At 53.3% G+C, this 20,377-nt stretch carries 16 protein-coding genes and 1 tRNA gene; 7 read left to right on the forward strand and 10 right to left on the reverse strand.

Going from position 1 to position 20,377, the window contains the following annotated elements; genetic code table 11:
• Positions 1 to 2: 2 nt before the first annotated feature.
• Together DK507_RS12185 and DK507_RS12190 are read right to left on the reverse strand one after the other, a co-directional pair.
• Positions 3 to 437, reverse strand: coding sequence for a thioesterase family protein (locus DK507_RS12185; RefSeq protein WP_109356641.1), 435 nt, complete (start codon positions 435 to 437; stop codon positions 3 to 5).
• Between the two features lie 31 nt (positions 438 to 468).
• Positions 469 to 1,896, reverse strand: coding sequence for an MFS transporter (locus tag DK507_RS12190; RefSeq protein WP_109356642.1), 1,428 nt, complete (start codon positions 1,894 to 1,896; stop codon positions 469 to 471).
• A gap of 223 nt (positions 1,897 to 2,119) precedes the next feature.
• Here DK507_RS12190 and DK507_RS12195 point away from each other — a divergent pair, with 223 nt between their 5' ends.
• The 6 genes from DK507_RS12195 (at position 2,120) to DK507_RS12220 (ending at position 8,832) form a co-directional block, all read left to right on the forward strand.
• Positions 2,120 to 3,544 carry a glycosyl transferase family protein gene (locus DK507_RS12195; protein ID WP_109356643.1) on the forward strand — a complete coding sequence of 475 codons (1,425 nt, stop codon included), beginning with the start codon at positions 2,120 to 2,122 and terminating at the stop codon, positions 3,542 to 3,544.
• Between the two features lie 4 nt (positions 3,545 to 3,548).
• Positions 3,549 to 4,661: a hypothetical protein gene (locus tag DK507_RS12200; protein ID WP_109356644.1), complete on the forward strand. Its 1,113-nt coding sequence runs from the start codon at positions 3,549 to 3,551 to the stop codon at positions 4,659 to 4,661.
• Between the two features lie 92 nt (positions 4,662 to 4,753).
• A complete protein-coding gene (locus DK507_RS12205; protein WP_109356645.1) occupies positions 4,754 to 5,668 on the forward strand; it encodes a sulfite exporter TauE/SafE family protein in 915 nt (304 codons plus the stop codon).
• Positions 5,665 to 6,438, forward strand: a complete 774-nt coding sequence (locus DK507_RS12210) for a TIGR02186 family protein (RefSeq protein WP_109356646.1) — start codon at positions 5,665 to 5,667, stop codon at positions 6,436 to 6,438. Before DK507_RS12205 ends, DK507_RS12210 begins: the two co-directional genes overlap by 4 nt.
• Before the next feature lie 119 nt (positions 6,439 to 6,557).
• Positions 6,558 to 8,264 (forward strand): ATP-binding protein, encoded by a 1,707-nt coding sequence (locus DK507_RS12215; RefSeq protein ID WP_109357662.1) that lies wholly within the window; start codon positions 6,558 to 6,560, stop codon positions 8,262 to 8,264.
• Positions 8,265 to 8,394: 130 nt separating this feature from the next.
• Positions 8,395 to 8,832, forward strand: coding sequence for a hypothetical protein (locus tag DK507_RS12220; RefSeq protein WP_109356647.1), 438 nt, complete (start codon positions 8,395 to 8,397; stop codon positions 8,830 to 8,832).
• Positions 8,833 to 8,949: 117 nt separating this feature from the next.
• Here DK507_RS12220 and DK507_RS12225 read toward each other — a convergent pair whose 3' ends face one another.
• The 8 genes from DK507_RS12225 to DK507_RS12260 form a co-directional block, all read right to left on the reverse strand.
• Positions 8,950 to 9,339, reverse strand: a complete 390-nt coding sequence (locus DK507_RS12225; RefSeq protein ID WP_109356648.1) for a GxxExxY protein — start codon at positions 9,337 to 9,339, stop codon at positions 8,950 to 8,952.
• Between the two features lie 44 nt (positions 9,340 to 9,383).
• Positions 9,384 to 12,206 carry a valine--tRNA ligase gene (locus DK507_RS12230; protein WP_109356649.1) on the reverse strand — a complete coding sequence of 941 codons (2,823 nt, stop codon included), beginning with the start codon at positions 12,204 to 12,206 and terminating at the stop codon, positions 9,384 to 9,386.
• A gap of 66 nt (positions 12,207 to 12,272) precedes the next feature.
• On the reverse strand, positions 12,273 to 14,258 hold the full coding sequence (locus DK507_RS12235) for a S9 family peptidase (protein WP_109356650.1): 1,986 nt from the start codon (positions 14,256 to 14,258) through the stop codon (positions 12,273 to 12,275).
• A gap of 115 nt (positions 14,259 to 14,373) precedes the next feature.
• On the reverse strand, positions 14,374 to 15,051 hold the full coding sequence (locus tag DK507_RS12240) for an enoyl-CoA hydratase/isomerase family protein (protein WP_162559033.1): 678 nt from the start codon (positions 15,049 to 15,051) through the stop codon (positions 14,374 to 14,376).
• Complete coding sequence (locus DK507_RS12245; RefSeq protein WP_109356652.1) at positions 15,048 to 17,141, reverse strand: S9 family peptidase; 2,094 nt, start codon at positions 17,139 to 17,141, stop codon at positions 15,048 to 15,050. Before DK507_RS12245 ends, DK507_RS12240 begins: the two co-directional genes overlap by 4 nt.
• A 47-nt stretch (positions 17,142 to 17,188) precedes the next feature.
• Positions 17,189 to 17,758, reverse strand: coding sequence for a DUF2497 domain-containing protein (locus tag DK507_RS12250; RefSeq protein WP_254054442.1), 570 nt, complete (start codon positions 17,756 to 17,758; stop codon positions 17,189 to 17,191).
• A 97-nt stretch (positions 17,759 to 17,855) separates the two neighbouring features.
• Entirely contained in the window at positions 17,856 to 19,319 is a 1,464-nt protein-coding gene (locus tag DK507_RS12255; protein WP_109356653.1) for a TolC family outer membrane protein, read from the reverse strand.
• Positions 19,320 to 19,362: 43 nt separating this feature from the next.
• The gene (locus DK507_RS12260; protein WP_254054369.1) at positions 19,363 to 20,061 is read right to left on the reverse strand and encodes a protein-L-isoaspartate O-methyltransferase; all 699 of its coding nucleotides are present in this window, start codon (positions 20,059 to 20,061) and stop codon (positions 19,363 to 19,365) included.
• A gap of 193 nt (positions 20,062 to 20,254) precedes the next feature.
• Between DK507_RS12260 and DK507_RS12265 the strand changes: the two genes are divergently transcribed.
• Positions 20,255 to 20,328 (forward strand) — tRNA-Cys (locus DK507_RS12265).
• The last annotated feature ends 49 nt before the right edge of the window (positions 20,329 to 20,377 follow it).

Consider the following 20,377-nt stretch of genomic DNA (forward strand, 5'->3'; position numbering starts at 1 on the left):
GCCTAGCCGCGCCGTACCATCTGGGCTTCGAGCACCGCCCGGAATTCGCCGTCAATCACCTTGGCACCCTCCGGGTTGGTCAGCACCAATGTCGTGGTGCAGGTGGCAACGCAGTGATTGCCTTGGAACGCGGCCGACAAGATATCCCAGGACGAATTGCCAATTCGGCCAATGCCGCTGCAAATCTCTGCATCCTCAGGAAAATGGGCCTCGCGCAGATAGTTGATCTGAACCGCAGCGATCAGCCAGCGGTCGCCCTCTGTGCGGTTTTCCATGCCCATGGACCGGTTGAAACGGACCCGGCCATTCTCGAACAGTTCGGCCATCGCGACATTGTTGATATGGCCGAGCAGGTCCATATCGCCAAAGCGCGTCTGGGTGACATTGGAAAAGGGATAGCTCGCCTTTGACAGCTGCCAGGGTTCAGGCTTGGACATAGGGTACTCTTTTGAATTTTACTCTGGACGCTTAGCTCATCTTGGCGAGCAGGTCTTTTTGCAGATGCTTGCAGAGCCATAGATAGGCAAGGCCGGAAAGCCCGTAAATCATGGCTGTGAAGCGCAATGCATCGCGCACCCCTTCGCCCGTGACCTGACGACATGCTTCCAGAACGGCCTGGCTACCAGCGGCCAATATGTCTGCATCGGTACCCTTGCAAAGTTCCAATGTCATCTGGCTGCCCAAGGCGGCATTGCTACTGACATAGGATGCTGACAAATAGTCACTTATCGCACCAACAAACAGAGGACCAAGACCATATCCGATCAGGTTGACCACGAATAGCAATATGGCGATTGCAGTCGCTCTTGCTTTCACATCGACCACGCCTTGCGCAATCGTATATTGTGAACCCAGATAGGTATAGTGCAGGAATGCCGCAACGATGAGCATCACCAAGGCGGTTGCCTGGCTGTCTGTTGAAAAGCCAATCCAATAGAGCGGCAGCGACAGGATAAGCGACCAGCCCGGGACCCATGCCACGGCGTTGACGAAGCGACCACTCAGCTTCTCGATCGCATATCCTCCTCCAAAGGTTCCGGCCGCTGCTGCGAGCGATACGGGAAGAACCAGCTGGAGGGCGGCATCGGCGATACTCAATTCATGCACGCGAACGAAGAACGACACCTGGAAACTGGAAACCCCGTAACCAACAAAGGCGACAATCGTCGCAGCCAAGGCGTTGATCCAGTAGCTGCGGTTTCCGCTCAGTCTTTTCAGTGTTTCACCAAAACCCAGTTTCTCAACCTGCGGTGTGCCCGGCGGGTCAGAATAGCCCCGCGGTGGCTCCTTAATCGTGAACAATACGATCAGGCCAATGACTACCCCGGGAAGGCCCAATATTATGAACGCTTCGCGCCAAGAAAAAGCTTCTGCAATAGGGCCGCCAAAAGCAGCAGCCAACGCGCTGCCCAGCGTCACGCCCATTGCGTAAATCGCGAGTGCCCGTGCCCGGCTTCGCGGCGGAAAATAGTCTGCGATGATTGAATTGGCTGGCGGTGTGCAGCCTGCTTCACCAATCCCTACACCAATACGAAATACCAAAAGCGCAAGAAAACTTCCTGCGAGCCCGCATAGCGCGGTCATGACTGACCACAAGATGACGCTGAATGCGATAATGCGAACGCGGTTATATTGTTCTGCAAACCGCGCGATCGGAATTCCGAAAAGCGTATAGGTCAGGGCAAATCCAAAGCCCGAAAGCAAGCCGAACTGCAAGTCCGTGAGCTGAAATTCCTGAATGATTGGTTCTGAGATAACGCCAATCAAGGCGCGATCGATAAAGTTGAGCGTGTAAACAACAAGCAATGAAAACAGAACGTAGTTTCGATAACCACTCGTACCAAATGCCTGTCCGGTATTTGTGGTGGGCGAGCCCTGGGCCTGGGTTGCGCTCATATCATCTCCTAAATCTGTTTTTTGAGATGATGGCCTGATCCGTCTTGCAAGTCCAGCACGCATTGTCTGGTTTTTCAATAAATTGCTTTGAATTATGTTACATTATGTTACATAAAGATATATCTCGGTAGGCTCATTTCCGCAGGCAGCGGTTGCAGCATTGTTGTTTCGGGCGAGGAATTGGACTGGTAATATTGCCGAAACGACGGGGGCGTCGCAACAAATGAATGATTATATTCTACCGGCTGTTGAGGTCGTACAAAAGGAATTGCTGCTTTTCGCAAGCTTGTGTTTCATCATCGGATCCATTGACGACATCATATTTGACATGATGTGGATTGTTCATTCCGCGAAACGAAAATTCCTGATCTACAGCCAATATGATCGTGCCGTTGTCGAGCAACTGCCGTCTTCGGACCAGGATCAACCGCTTGCCATATTTGTGCCGGCATGGCGTGAGGCCGCGGTTATAGGGATCATGCTGCGACGATGTTTGGTGCAATGGGGTCAGGGTAACTATCGTATCTACGTCGGCTGCTACCCCAATGATGATGAGACAATCGCGGCGGTAGCGGATGTGGCGGCCGGTGCGCGGAACATCCGTATCATTATCTGCGACCATGATGGCCCGACGTCCAAAGCGGATTGTCTGAACCGATTGTGGCGAGCACTATGCGAAGACGAGATTCTTGAATCGACCAGCTACAAGGCCATCATTCTTCAGGATGCGGAGGATCTTGTGCACCCCAATGCTCTGGAATTGTTCGACTATCTGATCGACCGCGCATCACTTGTGCAGATACCGGTCATTCCGCGCCGCGCTTCGCGCTCGACATGGGTGGCGGGTCATTATGGTGACGAGTTTGCTGAACTGCACGGCAAACAAATGGTGTTGAGAGAAGCTCTTGGTGTATCCATCCCGGCGGCAGGAGTGGGGTGTGCTTTCAGCCGGAGTGCTCTCGGTAAGCTGTCCGCCCGAACCCAGGGCAATCCGTTTGACGCGTCCAGTCTTACTGAGGATTACGAACTTGACATCAACCTTACCGAAGGCGACGCCCGCGGAATTTTTGCGCGGCTCAAAGACCGACATGGTCAATGGGTGGCTACACAGGAATTTTTTCCGGACAATTTTGAAGATGCGATAAGACAGAAAAGCCGCTGGATGATCGGCATAGCCTTGTCAGGGTGGGATCGGCTCGGATGGAAAGCCTGTTGGCGTGAAAACTGGATGCGCCTGCGCGATCGCAAAGCCAGTTTCGCGGCCATCATTCTGGCATTGGCCTACATCGCAATTCTGTTGACAGGATTATTATATGTTTTCGGCCTAACCGGCCTTTATCAGCCCGGGCCAGTTTCTGGTTTGCTGAAAACAATGCTTGCGTTCAATGCCCTGTTTTTGTTGTGGCGACTTGCGATCAAGGGCTATTTTGTATTTGCGCTCTATGGATTGCGCGAAGCCTTGCTCTCGGTTCCTCGAACGTTCGTCGCCAATATGATCAATATATTGGCGGCCAAGCGCGCGCTTGTTCAGTATCTGCAAATTCTCTCCGGTGCTCCGGCCAGATGGGACAAAACAAGCCATTTTCATCCCGATATTGCCAACGTCAAGCGGTTAAGAGCAACCGAAAACATCCGCCGGAGCCAATAAACCCATGTCCATCAATAAAGGTGCTCCTTTGAGAGCGCTCTCCACCATTGCTATCCTCTGGATAGCGGTCCGGATTGTTTGGGAAGCGATATTTCCCTCTGCGAATTTGCAGCCAGCAATGGCCGCAAAAATTGATGCTAGCGTGCCGCAAGGTGAAAACGCCGTCAAACCTTTGATCCCGCCACCGGCTGTTTTTGATAAAATTGCTTTAATCAGCCGTGAGCCGGAACCGCCGGGTGATCGAGGGCAGGGGCATGCCCGCTGTCAAAAGGTGCCGTCCTTGGCGGTGGGCATGTCCGGCAAATGGCTACAAAGGGCGTTACTCGTGAAAACACAATCTGAATCGTCAAAACCGCCCAACTCCACGGGTGTTGGGGAGCCGATACCGTCAATATCACAAATTGAGGTTTCGGCTTCAAAAAGAGCTGCTGGCTTGCCTCCGTCATCAAAGCCTCTATCTGGCTACCTCTGGGCCTTTGCTAGGCAAAATAACGGTCTGGCACAGTTCGGCGCGGCGGCACCAATTGCGCAATCGCCGGGCGGACAATATGGCGGGAGCCAGGCAGGAGCCATTGTGGCCTATCGACTGGCGGGAAACGAGCGGCGTAGCCTATCGACTTTTGTTCGCCTGTCGACTGCCCTGTCCACCGCTGGTGAAGAGGAATTGGCGATAGGCGTAAGCGCCAAGCCTTTCACCAAACTGCCCTTGTCCCTGTTTGCTGAACAACGGCTAGGTGCAAAGAATTTTCGCAATCGCGGGACATCGATCTACGTGGCGGGAGGAACCGGGCCGGATAGGTTGTTGGCCGATCTTAATTTGGAAACCTATGGGCAGGCGGGTTTTGTCTTTGCCGATGATAGCAGCTATTTTTTTGATGCTTCGGCGACCTTGCAGCGCAGGTTATGGGCGCGCGGTGACTATAAGGTTACGGCCGGGGCCGGGATCTGGGCTGGAGGGCAAGAAGGATTGACGCGCGTGGATGTCGGACCGCGGGCCAATCTTCATATCCCGCTAGGTAATTTGGATACGCGACTTTCATTGGATTGGCGGCAGCGAGTTGGCGGGAATGCACTGCCGGATTCTGGATTGGCAGTAACTGTCGCAACGGGGTTTTGATGATCTTGTGTTTCGGGTTTCTCAAAGATTCTTGACCATAGTTAGGTCAAGTCCCTTTATCCTGTAACGAAAAGGGATTAGTCCTTGGAAATATGGATATTTACCTCCCAATAGCCAATTTGTCGGTCGATGCGTTTGTTATCGTGTTGCTCGGCGGCCTGGTGGGTATCCTGTCCGGCATGTTTGGTGTTGGTGGTGGTTTCCTCACCACGCCGCTTTTGATCTTCTATGGCATTCCGCCAACCGTCGCTGCCGCATCGGCATCAACACAGGTTACGGGTGCCAGTATTTCCGGGGTTGCGGCCCACATGCGCCGGAAGGGCGTTGATTTTCGGATGGGAGCAATCCTGGTGGTTGGCGGGATTGTGGGTACCTTGATAGGCACCGGGCTGTTCCAGATTCTGCAGAGCTGGGGTCAGATTGATACCGTAATTTCCGTGTTATATGTTCTGATGCTCGGCAGCATTGGCGCGATGATGGCCAAAGAATCCTGGGGCAGCGTCAAGGCGGTTCGCTCCGGCAAGCCGTTGCCAGCGCGTAAAAGGCGGCATCATCCGTTGGTCGCAAACCTGCCGATGCGATGGCGTTTCTATCGTTCCGGGCTCTATATCTCACCCATCGCGCCTTTTGTGCTCGGCCTGATGACCGGGATATTGACAATGCTACTTGGTGTCGGCGGCGGATTTATAATGGTTCCGGCGATGCTGTATCTGCTCGGCATGGGCGCGCAGGTTGTGGTTGGCACTTCGCTTTTTCAGATATTGTTTGTCACCATTGCCTCAACCATGATGCACAGCATGACAACGAGAGCAGTAGACATCGTTCTGGCCAGCCTGCTGCTGATCGGCAGTGTTACCGGCGCGCAGCTTGGCGCGAAATTTGCGCAGCGGATGCGGCCGGAATATCTGCGGCTGGCCTTGGCTGTCATGGTGTTGTTGGTTGCTATTCGCATGGCGTTGGGACTCGGTTTCCAGCCGGACGAGATTTACACGGTGCAGTTGTTATGACCGGGCTGAGATCAAAATTCGCGACGATATTATGCGCTCTTGGTGTCCTGTTTTTAACTACCGCGAACACGCCGGTTCTGGTGCCTGATGTGTCCCAGGACAAGATCAGTATCCAGGGTGATTTTAACGGCGCGCAGCTGTTGTTATTTGGTGCGATTACTTATCCGCCGGGCACGCCCAACCGTGATCAGGCTGACATTGTCGTCGTGCTCAAAGGCCCGACCGAATCCATCGTACTGCGCGAGAAGCAGCAGGTGGCGGGGATCTGGATCAATGCGGCAAGCAGCGAATTTCGCTCCGCTCCCGGCTATTATGCCGTCGCTTCCTCGCGGCCGGTGGAAGAGATTGTCGATGACAAGACGGCCGATATTTATGAACTCGGCCTCGATCATCTGCAATTGTCACCCGCCAGTGCCATTGACAGCAGGGAACTGGACCGGTTTACCGACGGACTGGTGGATTTGAACACGCGCGGCAGATTGTACAAAAATCTGCCCAACAGCGTCGAAATTACTGATTCCGTCCTTTATCAGGCACGGATCAATTTGCCTGCCAGTGTGCCCGTTGGTAAATATTCTGCCGAGACGTTCCTGATCATTGACGGCCGCGTTGAAGCGGCTGAAATCAAAGACATTACCATCGAAAAAATCGGGTTGGGACGGTTCATCACCAACCTGTCGCAGGAAAACGGCTTTATTTATGGCCTTTTGGCGGTTCTGATTTCCGTCGTTCTGGGCTGGGCCGCAGGCTATTTGTTCCGGAAAATCTGATGCAAAGGCATAGTTCGCCAACAGTTTACCTTTTTGAAAGGCCGGTAAATCTTCCTTAACCATGATGGCTTAATCCTGCCGGTAGATAAACAATACAGGATTGTGCCTTCATGTCTGATATGGGTTCTCATAGTTTTCCAGCAGCTCGCCCGCTTCCTTCCGATGATGATGACGTAGCGGCCGAACCGGTGGCCACATCTGCGCCAACAGCGACGCCGAAGCGGTCAGAGGGGCACAAGATTGGCGAAGTCATTGAAATTGCCGGATCAGGCTCTCGCATCGTCATGGATGCAGCGGTTCTGGGCAGTTTGGCAGAACATCCCGACGCAACGGTAAAAATGGCCGGGCAGGTCGGTAGTCAGGTTAAAATCCGTGTCGGACAGACATGGTTGCTCGCCAACATCCGCACGCAAAAACTTTACGAAGGTCAGGCCGGCCTGATCATTGCCGAAATTGACTTTCTGGGTGAGGGTGATGAAGAACGGCTCACCGGTCATATTTATAATTTCCGCCGTGGTGTGACCCGTTATCCGGTTCCTGGTTCGCTGATCTATGCGGTTACGACCGCTGATCTGAAACAGGTTTACGCATCCGATGGCCGCGCCAATGTTGAAATCGGTACGGTGTATCCCACCGACGATATTCGCGGCGCGCTATATGTTGATGCCATGCTCGGCAAGCATTTCGCGCTTCTGGGATCGACCGGTACCGGTAAATCGACATCGGCCGCGTTGATCCTGCACAAGATCTGCGACATCGCGCCAGAGGGTCACATATTGATGATCGACCCGCACGGCGAATATTCGGCAGCCTTCAAAAATAATGGACGCCTGTTCGATGTGAACAATCTGAATCTGCCCTATTGGCTGATGAACTTTCGCGAGCATTGCGAAGTATTTGTGCAATCCACCGGTGATGCCAAACAGATGGATTGTGACATTCTCGCAAAATGTCTGCTGGCCGCGAAGGCCAAGAGCCAGGCCGCGCAGGGTGTGGCTAAGCTGACCGTAGACAGCCCGGTACCTTACCTGTTGTCCGATCTGACAACGATTATTCAAAATGAAATGGGTAAGCTGGACAAGTCCACCAATTCTGCTCCTTATATGCGGCTGAAGACGAAGATTGACGAGATCAAGGCCGATCCGCGATACAGCTTCATGTTCTCCGGCATGCTGGTTGGCGATACAATGGCAGACTTCCTGTCGAAAATTTTCCGTCTGCCATCTGATGGCAAACCGATTTCGATTATCGACGTATCAGCCGTACCTTCGGAGATTACACCGACTGTGGTCGCCGTCTTGAGCCGTCTGGTTTTCGACTATTCCATCTGGGCAAAAAATGAACCCCAGCGACCGATCCTGCTGGTCTGCGAAGAAGCTCATCGTTACATTCCCAATGATGATGTCGGCGGCGACAGCAGTGTCCGCGATATTTTGAGCCGGATTGCAAAGGAAGGCCGTAAATATGGCGTCTCGCTGGGCCTGATTACGCAGCGTCCATCGGATTTGGCCGAGGGTGTGTTGTCGCAATGTGGTACCATATTGTCCATGCGTCTGAACAACGATCGTGACCAAGCCTTCGTGAAAGCCGCCATGCCAGAGGGTGCACGCGGTTTTCTCGACTCCATTCCTGCACTGAGAAACCGGGAGGTTATTTGCTGCGGTGAGGGTGTCGCGATTCCTATTCGAGTATCGCTTGATACGCTGGTCGAAGAACGCCGTCCGGCGTCGGAAGATCCGATGTTCAGCGAACTGTGGCGCGAAAACGGCGGCGAGGAAGAGATTATCCAGCGGGTAATCAAGCGCTGGAGAAGTCAGGGGCGTTAATCCCCAAGCCCACTTTTATCTTTGTTCATAGGTTGTTGGTCGAACAGCAATGGCGCAGTCACGCTATTCGATTACATCTGTAGTCAATAGGTCGGGCATGATGCTCGGTCCGGTTGGATGGAGAACAGAGATGACCAACGGAAAATTTACGGGAGCAATTGCGGGACTGGCAGTCATTGCAATGGCATCGATAATCCCGCTTGCCGCCAGCAATGCGCATGATGGCAAGCACAAGTTCGACAAAAAATGGAGCGAAAACCTGGCTAAGAAGATCGAAGCCAAGGTTGCAGCGGGTATGGCCAAAGGCGCGATCGGCATGGAAAAGGGTGCGGAAAAAATGCTGCGTGGTGCCGACAAGATGGAAGCCTATGCCGACCGGCTGGAAAGTGATGCGGCCTTTCGCGAGGCTGAAGCGGCGAAGAGGAACAAATGGAACGAAGGCAACATGACGGCAGATGAACTGCTGGCACAAGCTCCCGAGTTTCGCCGCGGTGCAACCGAAATGCGCGAAGGTGCGGCAGAGATGCGAAAAGCGGCCGAGAAAATGCGGCGCGGTGACAGGAATTAAGGCTCGCCACTAGTGCTCCTCAATTTTGCCACAGCGGTCTTGTGTATTGGTTTTACGCAAAGGGCGCCAAGATTTCGAAGAGGCCAGTGAAAAAGTTGGAAATAGCTGCCTGTTAGATTAGGGCAGGCGATAATTATTCGCTACGCGTTTGAGTCCTTCTTTTAAGGTGATACCGCCGAAATTGATGAGTAGGCCCAATGGAAGTTTCATCAGCCGGAGGTAAGTCAGCGTTTGACGCGTATGAATAGGAACAAGCCGCTCCACGGCCTTGATTTCGAGCAACAGGCTGTCGTCGACCATTATGTCCACGCGAAAAGCATCGGGGAAATCCAAGCCATCAATCCGCGTACCGACCGGCATCTGCCGGTCAATTTTCATGCCTTGCTTGCGCAACCGGTTGGCCAGAACCTGTTCGTAAACAGATTCCAGCAAACCCGGCCCCAAATCAATATGCACGCCCATAGCGGTATCAATGACCCGGCTGGCTCTATCCTCAAGATCGACCACAAAACTGCCCTCTTGAAAATCTTAGCGCCCTTTGCGTGAATCTATTACCCCAAACGCGCAAGCGCCGCCTGCAGCCGTTCGGCCTCTGCGCTTTTGTCGGCGAGATCGGCACGGGCTTTTTCGACCGCTTCCGGTTTGGCTTTCTCAACAAAATTGGCGTTGCCTAACCTGCCTTCGAGAGACTTGGCTTCTTTGGACACGCCTTCCAGCGCTTTGCCGAGACGTGCTTTTTCGGCATCAATGTCAATCGCACCGGCCAGCGGCAGGACATAGGTAGCGCCATCGATAACAATCTGTGCGGTTGCGCCCTCAGGTGCTGGATCAAAGGAGAAACTCTCCAAACGACCAACCCGATCCAGAGCAGATGCCTGCCGCTCAATCCGCTGCTGCAGGGCATCATCGCCATCACGAACATGGGCAGTCATCTTCGTGCCCGGCGCGATATTGAGTTCGACCTTTGCTGTACGGGTCGCCGAGATCAGGCGGATGAGCCAGTCGACTTCTGCCTTGGCATCGGCATCGATTTCCGCCCTCGGTTCCGGCCATTTCGCGACAATCAGATCATAGTTCCGGCCACCGGTTTCGGAAGCCATGCTGTGCCACAGTTCCTCTGTGATAAACGGCATGAACGGGTGGAGCATCACAATGATCTGGTCGAGCACCCAACCGGCAACCGCCCGCGTTTCATCTGCCGCAGCGGCATCATCACCTTGCAGCAGCGGCTTGATCAGCTCCAGATACCAGTCGCAGAACCGGTCCCATGTGAAATGATAAATGGTATTGGCCGCCGCATCAAAACGCAGGTCACCCAGCGCCTTGTCGAGTGTGGCCAGCGTTTCGGTCACTTCGGAAATGATCCAGCGATTGACCGGCAGCTTGGCCTCTGGCCCGCGCAGTGTTTGGCTCGCCCCAATGCCGTTCACTTCACAGAAGCGCGAGGCATTCCAGAGCTTGGTCGCAAAGTTGCGATAGCCCTCGACCCGCTTGTCATCCATCTTGATATCGCGGCCCTGGCTTTCCATCGCCGCCATGAAGAAGCGCAGCGCATCGGCGCCATATTGATCAATCAGGCCGAGCGGATCGACAACATTGCCCTTGGACTTGGACATTTTCGAGCCGTCTTCGGCGCGGACCAGCCCGTGCAGATAGAGCCGCTTCCACGGCACGTCATTCATAAACTGTATGCCCTGCATCGCCATCCGCGCGTCCCAGAAGAACAGGATGTCAAAGCCGGAGATTAGCAGGTCATTCGGATAATGGCGCTTGAGATCTTCGGTTTCTTCCGGCCAGCCAAGTGTGCCGAAGGGCCAGAGGGCAGAGGAGAACCAGGTGTCGAGAACGTCAGGATCGCGGGTCAAGTTGACAAAGTCGGCAGATATTCCATCGGGAGTACCACCAATGGCTATCTCATAATTGTCTGGATAGTAAGCTCGCGCTTCCCGAATAATTTCCTCTTCACTGCTGCCAACGAAAATCTTATCGTTATTCCGCTGCGCAACCCCGTCTTCGATCGTGGGTCCAAACCAAGCCGGTATCCGGTGTCCCCACCAAAGCTGACGTGAGACACACCATGGCTGGATATTCTCCATCCAGTTGAACCAGGTTTTCTCCCAAGTCTTCGGGACGATCTCGATACTGCCATCGCGCACCGCCTTGATCGCTGGCTGCGCCAATGTCTCGGCATCGACATACCATTGGTCGGTCAGCCAAGGCTCGATAACCACACCGCCGCGATCCCCGAAAGGTGTCGCAATCGTGCGCGGCTCGGCATCATGCTCGACTTCTTCGCCATCTTTGTTTTTGGAAACATGCGGGATCAGGCAACCCATTTCCTTCATCCGCTGCACCACCAGTTCGCGTGCGCCATCGACGCCATCTTTCTTGAACCGATGCAGACCGATAAATTCTTCCGGAACCAGACCGTCCGCGGATTGGCAAACATTGGCCTCGCCATCGAGCATATTGAGCATCTCGCCGGCCGCAAAACCGGCCCGCTTGCCAACCTCGAAATCGTTAAAGTCATGGCCCGGCGTGATCTTCACCGCGCCGCTACCCAGTTCTGGGTCGGCATGTTCGTCTTCAACAACCTTGAAACGCCGTCCGGTAATCGGTTGCTCAATCTCTTTGCCGATCACGCTTTTATAGCGCTCGTCACTAGGGTGCACGGCAACCGCCATATCGGCGAGCATCGTTTCGGGCCGGGTTGTGGCAACTTTGATATAGTCTTGCCCATTGTCCAGCTTCACGCCATCAGCCAATGGATATTTGAAATGCCAGAAACTACCTTTCATATCGGTAGTCTCGACTTCCAGATCGGAAATTGCGGTCTTGAGGGCTGGGTCCCAATTGACCAGCCGCTTGTCGCGATAGATCAGGCCATCATTATAGAGATCAACAAACACCTTGAGCACGGCTTCGTTCATGCCGTCGTCCATGGTGAAGCGCTCGTTCGACCAGTCCATCGAACAGCCGAGACGACGGAGCTGGCCAGTTATGGCGCCGCCGGATTCCTCTTTCCATTCCCAGACTTTTTCGACAAATTCTTCGCGCGTATAGTTGGTGCGCTTGTCCTGCCGCTCTTCCATCTGCCGCTCGACAACCATTTGGGTCGCAATGCCCGCATGGTCCATGCCGACCACCCAGAGCGCATCCTTTCCCTTCAGCCGTTCGTGACGGATGATGATATCCTGCAAGGTGTTATCGAGCGCGTGGCCAATATGCAGACTTCCGGTGACATTGGGCGGCGGATTGACGATCGTAAATGGCTCCGCATCGCCGCGTTCAGGGCGAAACTGGCCGGATTTTTCCCAATGTGCATACCAGCGCGCCTCAATGGCCGCCGGATCGAAATTTTTATCTAATGTCATGCGCTGCCTTTGCCATTGCGGTTTCCGCTAGGCAAGCGTCACGTCAAAACTGTGGCCAGAATTCTGTCAGTAGGCTGGATTATGCTTGGACAGAAAACTTTCCATCTGCTGCAAAAGCAGCAACCGGTCGGGTTCGCGTGTGAAATAATGGTCGGCTTTGGGCAACAAGACGAACTCCACGGGCTTGCCAGCCTTTCGCATCGCCTTTTCCATGATGACCGATTGTTTGTAATCGACTGTCACATCCTTGCGACCGTGAATCAGCATCAGCGGTACCTCTATCTTATCGACTGAATAGATTGGTGATACCGCCTTGAAATCCGGCGTCATTTTATTCCAGCTATTCTTATGGGTTCTGGAATAGACGTTTCCACCAAAGTCATTCACTTCACGGCGGAGGTTGGACACCCCGGCGATAGAGATAGCGCAGCGATAAAAGTCGGGGTCTTTCACAACACCCCACATCGCCGCATAGCCGCCATAGGAAGCACCCACGATGCATATCTTTTTGGGATCGGCAATACCCTGGTTCACCAGCCAATTGACACCATCGGTAATATCATCCTGCATGGCAAAACCCATTTGCCCCTGGCCCTTACGCAAAAAGGTCTCCCCATAGCCTGTCGATCCCCTGAAATTCGGCTGGATAACGGCATATCCACGATTGGCCAGAAACTGTGCCCAATAATCATAGCTGAGCTTATCATGACCCCAAGGACCGCCATGGGGCATTGCAATAACAGGTAGATTCTTCGCCTCTCGCCCGCGGGGCAGCGTCAGAACAGCTTCAATTTCCAGACCGTCACGTGCGTCATATTGAACATATTTTGCCCGCGCCAGACGCTTGTTGCCAATAGTCTCGTTGATATCTGCCAACTTAGTCAGTTGGCCAGTGGTGCGTTCGAACATGTAAATCAGTCCGGGATTATCAGCAGTGCCGATGCGCACGATCATCCGGTTAAGGTCATTGTCGATGCTGATAATGCGAGCTTTCGCGTTTTTCACAGCCGTATTCAATCCTTCTTGCGCGCTTTTCAGCTGTTCATTTATCCATTGAATTGATTGTTCCTCATCATTGGTGTGAACACCCAACAGCTGGGTTTTATCGGCGGATAGCACAACGCTTGTAACGTCGGCCTTAGGCATTTCAAACTCGGTGGCAAGCTCCTCCTGCGTCATCAAGTTGATGCGCTTTACCACCGATTTGCCCGACTGATCCTCACGGATAACCAAGCCCTCATCCGATCCCGGCAGAATCATGAACGGCAGGGTCAGGTCCTCTTCCTGGCGGAGCTTTGCCTTTTCAATGGTTTGAAAAAGTTTGCCATCCCGTGATCTGTACAGCAGACGCTGCGTGCCCGTTCGATCATTGTAGGAAATTCCCATGCGGACGACGCCGCTGCTGTCGCTCATCCATGACAAAACGCCTGATCGACCGTCATCAACGCGCCGATATTTGCCGGTTTCAACATTGATGCGATAGACTGCCGGCCAGAACCCTTCGCGATTGCTATATATAGAATTCTGCGCAGCAGCGATTATCTCAACGCCGTTTTGGGTTGATGACCAGAGTAGGTTATCGCCGTTTTGTCCTCCCATTTTCGACAGGAGGCTGGTTATCTTCTTACTCTGCCTGTTGATGGCAAACATGCGGGATATGTACCATCGATCGGATTCAACCCGCATGAGCTTGTTCACCCCGATCACCAGATTATCATTGCCTGCCCACCGCAACCAACTCGGTTCTGTCTCGTCGGGAATCCCGACAAAGAATTTGGTTGTTCCCTCGCCATCATCCTTATCCAGTCCGATGATACCAATCACCTGGGTTCCGCCGAGGCCGAACAGCCCTGCAAGATATTTCCCATTGGGTGAGATGGTCGCTGTGGAGATGAATGGCAGTTTGGCAAAAGCCTCAACGGGCAAGAGATTTTTATTTTCCGCGGTCTTGGCGTTCTCAATATCGGAGGTGGCTGCAGCTGTGGTTGACGTGAAGCCCAGCGCAATCATGCAACTCAATATCAGACACTTCTCTATGACAGCACGAATCATCCAAAATACCCCCTAGATTCAGAAACGATCGATATCGATGCCAATCATTATCAATGAGTACAAGTAACTATTCAGAAATATTGCGATGAAACAGAATCTATTATTTTGGAGTCAACTAGACCGTCTTTGTCAATATTGCGTCAATTTCCGCATTGGCCTTTGCGCGCAATTGGCGCTTGCAGGCGGCGAAACCGGGTTGGGCATTTAACTCTTGCGCTTTTGCGATCGACCTTTCGATTAAATCTCCTGGCATAAGGGTCGCCTCGACCATGCCAGCGCCAATGGCTTCATTGGGTTTCAGCAACATGCTCGATAGCGCCAGACGCCGTCGCCACGAGGGTTCCAGCCAATGATCCAATATTGCTTGCGGCACGGGCGGGAAGGGGAGTCCGGCCTTGGCCTCGGGCAGTCCGATTTTATAGTGACCAGAGGCGGCATAAATCCAGTCAGCGCACAACATCATGATTCCGCCAGCACCAATGGCATTGCCATTAACCGCGCAGACAAAGGCGCAGGGCAGGCGATGGAGCGCGGCGGCATAGGCGTTGACAGCCGCGATAGCGCGCTCTTGGCCGGCTTCATCCAGAGAGGCGGCGATCTTGGTATCCATGCCGCAGGTGAAATGCTCGCCTGCACCAGTCAGTACGACGCCGCCTTTGGGTCTATCCTGCGCGAGCTTTTCAAAGACGCTTGCACCCTCTTCGAGCAAATCTGACGAAAGCGTGTTGCGCGGTGCATTGGTCAGGGTGACGACAACAGTGTCGCCATCAGTTTCGGTGGGGAAAAAGCTCATTCGCTCTGGCCCTCCTTCGTCCATTTGTCCATCCAGTCAAATACAGCATTGTGCCATTGGACGCTATTCTTACCCTTAAGTACCCAGTGATTTTCATCCGGAAAAATCAAGAGCTTGGATGGGATATTTCGTTCCTGTGCATAGGTGAACGGCATTATGGACTGGGTATAGGGAATACGGAAATCCTTCTCGCCATGGATGAACAGGGTCGGTGTCTTCCATTTGTCGATATGCTGGATCGGATTCCATTTTTCGGGATCAGCGCGTTCCCACCAGGGCCCACCATGATCCCACTGATCGAACCACAATTCTTCGGTGGAAAAGGCAAAGCTGCGCAGATCGAATATGCCGGCATGGTTGACGATGCAGTCAAACCGATCCGGCCATTGGCCCGAAATCCAGTTCATCATGTAGCCGCCATAGCTGGCACCCAGTGCGCAGGATCGTGTCCCGTCTATCTGTTTGTCAACTTTCAGTGCCGCTTCGTAACCCAAACGCAAATCTTCTAGTGGCTTTCCGCCCCAATCCTGGTTGATGCTGTCCATGAATTCCTGACCATAGCCCGATGACCCGTGGAAATCGATTGTCACCACGGCATAGCCTTGCGCGGCCATGACCTTTGGATTCCAGCGGTAAGACCAGCTATCGCCAAAGCTGCCCTGCGGCCCGCCATGCACCAAAAACGCCATCGGCAGCTTTTCCTTGGCGCCTTTCGGCTTGATGATCTGACCCCAGACCTGATGGCCTCCAGCACCTTTGAAGCTAAAGCGTTCCACGGCAACTTTGCTAATCTCCGCCAGCCTATCGCCATTAATATTGGTAAGCTGCGTAACCTTTCCATCAGTATCCCGGCGATAGATATCATCAGGTGCTTGCAGGCTTTTTCTGGTGAAAATCATCGATCCGTCTTTTAACGGCGTGATATTCCCGACACTGCCATTCCCGGTCAGACGAGTGACCTTGCCATCGGCAATGTCCACTCGAAAGGCTGCATAGTCGAGAATTTCCTGAGCCGTAACAATCAGCGCATTGCTGTCCGGTGTCCATGTGATTGAACTGACAGAGCGATCCCAGTCGCCGGTTAATATCCTTGGTTCCTCTTCGCCTTTACCCAGCAATTTGATGACCTTGCGATCACTTTCGTAACCCGGACGTTCCATTGCCGCCCAGGCCCGCCATTGGTCATCCGGAGAGAAAGCTGGCAAGGTATCTGTTGCGTCACTGTTTCCTGGCATGAGTTTCGGTTCGCCGCTGGAAAGGGCGACGCCGTAAATGTCGAGATCGGTTGACTTGGGTTCATTGCGATCTGCTTTGCGCAATGTAAAGGCTAAGCCTCTTCCACTTGGAGACCAGGAAATTTCCTCCCCGCCGCCAAAGGGTTTTGACGGACTATCGCCTATAAGCTCGCCATCTAGTGCAGTTCCATCGCCGGTGAGCTTGCCATCTTGCAAATCAAAGGCAAAAATCCGGCTGTAGTTGCCGGGCGTTTCCCAACTCGACCAGTGGCGCACGAATAGTTCTTCATATTCACGGCCTGTACCAGGACCGGGCAGGGCTCTATTACCATCACCACCTTCAGCTTTACCACAACCAAATGTCGGGCAATCTTTGGCGACATCTCCCCAGATCGCAACCTTGTCGCCCTTGGGGGATAGTTTGAAGCCAGCGATATCGGCTTGGAGGTTGCTAGCCTGCACCGGTTCGCCCTCCTGTCCACCAGAAGTTATCGTAGCCTTCCAAAGCTGTTCTGTTCCACCGGCATCGGAAAGGTAGTAGAGCAACCCTCCATCATTAGAAAAGGAAGGACTGTGTTCACTTGCGCTCGCTTTGTCGGCAATACGCAAGGGAACCGCATCTGGCTTGGTGAGGTCAAGCAGGTAAAGCCCCTTTGAGCGTTCATAGCTTTTCGGATCAGTTTCAGTTACGCCAAAAGCGGCCCATTTCTCATCGGGCGAAACAGTCACAGAACCAACGCGTTTCAGCGTGGCGAGATCTTCTGCTGTCATTGATCGAGCAAGAGCCATGGGGGTGGACAGAAGCGCGCCTGTGATCAACAAGGCGATACATGATGCTTTGGATAGATTGTTCATAAACGCCGGTTTAGCAGGCCTGCGCGCTATAGCAATTGGGATTGAAATTACTTGTCGTTCAGCCTTTGAATTTCACGAGCAACCATTTCCTCGACCAGCTTTGGTAAATTCTCATCCAGCCACTCTTTCAACATTGGTCTCATCAGGTCTCGGGTGAGATCTTCCAGAGAGGTGCCATGACTGGGGTTTGTTGGAGCCGGGGTGCTGGATCCCTCCATAGCGACCAACGCTGACAAGGACTGACGCATAGAATCGAGCTTCTGATCATTAATCAACCGTTCTTCCTTACGGCGATCTCCGAAAACACCTTGAGCCGAGGATGGTCCGGTGTCCTTCACCTCATTGGTTAGTTCGAGAACGCTGTCATCATCACCGGTTGTCTGCACAGTAGGTTTTTTGGTTTTACTGCTTTTGGTTGCAATATTTTTTGGCAGCGGTGCGATAGGTGTTACGTTGTTGGGAACAGGCTTCAAGTGCGATGCAGCATCTTCGCCTTGCTCAATATCTTCATTTTTTTCGGCAGAGCGGTCTGTGTCAATCGCCTTGTCCTCAGCGATGATTCGCTTAATCGACGACAGAATTTCTTCCATGGACGATTCTTTATTTTGTTCTGCCATTTGCAAAAGCCCCAAACTCAAAAAATGTTAAAGCCGCTAGTTGTCCAATCTCTTTAGCGCATTAACCTCTAGATCGGCAACCATTAGCCGCCCGGTCTTATTCGCTTTCTCTCGACTCCGGCAAGGGCTCTATGTCAGCCGTTTGTGCGGGTGTATCTACAGTCCGGGTCGCCTGGGGTTCAGGATTCGGGTCCGATTGAAAATCGTAGAACTGGTTTTTAACCCGGTCATAATTGACTTGCGGGTCATAGAGTGGACCGCCTTCAAGACCCAGATCACGAGCTTCCGCACGCCCCATGGCGGCGAGCAACGTAAAGCCCGCCACATAGCTATTGCGTCGCGCTGTTACCAATTGCACCTGTGCGTTGAGCAACTCCTGTTCCGCGTTCAAAATGTCGAGGATGGTTCTGTTGCCCACGCTATTTTCAGCTCTGACGCCTTCCAGGGACAGCGCGCTGGCAGCGACGGCTCGCTCCGACGACTGGATGACTCGCTCGGATGCGCGCCAACTGGAATAAGCGGCGCGTGTTTGCGCGATGATGTTGCGTTCTGTCTCTATAAGCTGTTCATAGGCCTGACCCGATCGCGCCTGTGCCTGTCGCACCTGCGCCGCTGGCCGTCCACCCTGATAGATTGGAACAGTCATGCGCACACCTGCTTCTGCGTTCGATTGCTCTTGAACAAAGTTCACGCCCGGAACATTGCCGCCGAGCGTGTTAAGGAAATTGACATAGCTACCCTGAGCAAAGGCCTCGACTGTAGGCTTGACCGCGCCTTTTGCAGTTTTGATATCGATTTCAGATGCTGCGCTTCGTTCTTTGGCTGCAAGCAGGTCGGGATTGTGTTGTAAGGCGATATCTACGGCTTCATCGGGTGATTCTGGCAGATTGGGAAGTGGTGGTGGTGATTGCAGCTCACCGGGAACCTGTCCTACTAAGGCAATATAATTTTCTTTGCTCGTGATCAGATTTGCGCGCGCAGATTCCAATTCTCCCTTGGCAACTTCCAGGCGCGATTCGGATTGGGCAACATCGGTACGCGTGAGATCACCGATTTCAAAACGGTCGCTGGTCGCTTCCAGGTTGACGGATAGAACACCGACATTGGCGCGATTGAGCCGCACAACGGCCTCATCTCGCATCACATCCATATAGGCTGCGACCACGTTGCTGAACAGGCTGGCCTCGGTACCTCGCAGGCTATATTGACCGGCGACAACCCGCGCTTTAGCAGCGCGCACAGCATTTTTAACCCTGCCTCCGGAATAGATCGGTACATTGAATTCGCCCCCTGCGCTGGCTTGCCGAAGAGGTGCGTTAAAACTGTTCGAGTTTCGAAGAAAATTTTCCTGAAAGGTGAAGCGGGACCCTGAATTCGGCCGCCCATCGGCTTTGGCGATAGCAACATTCTCATCTTCCGCGCGCTGCCCCGCTTGCGCCCCGGACAATGTCGGGTTCGTTTTGTAGGCAGCGACAAAAGCTTCACGCAGAGTGTCAGCATGGGCAGGAGTAGAGAACGTCGCAACGGCGACGGCGCTAAGCAACAGATGGCGCTTACACATTGAAAAACGTCTCCCTGGGAAGTTTTGCAGGAATACCTGCATCTTAGAAGCTGAAACTCTTGGCTTGTTCAAAGCCGGGCAGGGCGACGCCGCCGCAATCTGCGAAATATTGATACCCAATGGTGCCACCTGCCTTGTGCCCGATGACAAGACGCGCGACGCCGTTATCCATGATCGCTCCCACTAGCCGGCCTTCCGGTTGCAGTTGTTCGACCAGCGCGTTCGATATGGCATCAACGGTGCCGTCAATAATGATCACAGAATAAGGTGCGCTTTCAGCAAAACCATCACTATGGCTCGCTTTTTCAACCTGGACATTGTCGAGTTCGCTCAGGTTGTTTTTCGCCTTAGTCGCAAGCTTTGGTGACTGCTCTACGGCGACGACCGAACCCGCAAGTTGTGCGACTACCGCAGCGGTGTAACCTGTCGCGGCCCCTATCAGCAGAACATTGTCGTCCTTTTTCAGTTCGGCCGTATTCAGCAGACGCCCCGTGACGAGTGGCGCGTTCAATGCGCGCCCGTCGCCAACGGTTACACCACGGTCGGAATAGGCGACACTGCGTGATGCGGCAGGCACAAAATCTTCCCGTGCAACATGGCTCATCGCGGCAATGACACGAGGGTCGCTGACATCGGTTGTCCGCAGCTGGCTGACAACCATCGCTTTGCGCATTTCCTTGAAGTTCTCGTGACCCACTTTACCACCCTTGATGTGTTTTAATCTGTTTAAAAAATGAACCATGCCATCTCTGTATTATTAACGCAATACAGTATGGAAATATTCTGCTCGCTTCTAACCGTACTTGTCGACGCAGCCAAGACGGATTTCGGCGTTTTTCCAATGATAGCAACTTTTGCGTAACATCGTGAAACGCACACCGGGATAAGTTAGGGTTGACATTGCCGGCAAAGCGAAGCAATTGCGCCCCCTCTCCGGCCCGATGGCGGAGTGGTGACGCAGCGGATTGCAAATCCGTGTACGCCGGTTCGATTCCGGCTCGGGCCTCCAGAACTTTTCTCAACCACATGCCGTTTCTTGCCAAAAGGCAGAGCGGTTG

Origin of the sequence: Sphingorhabdus sp. EL138 (assembly GCF_900258045.1) — a bacterium.
In the GTDB taxonomy this organism is placed as follows: Bacteria; Pseudomonadota; Alphaproteobacteria; order Sphingomonadales; family Sphingomonadaceae; genus Parasphingorhabdus.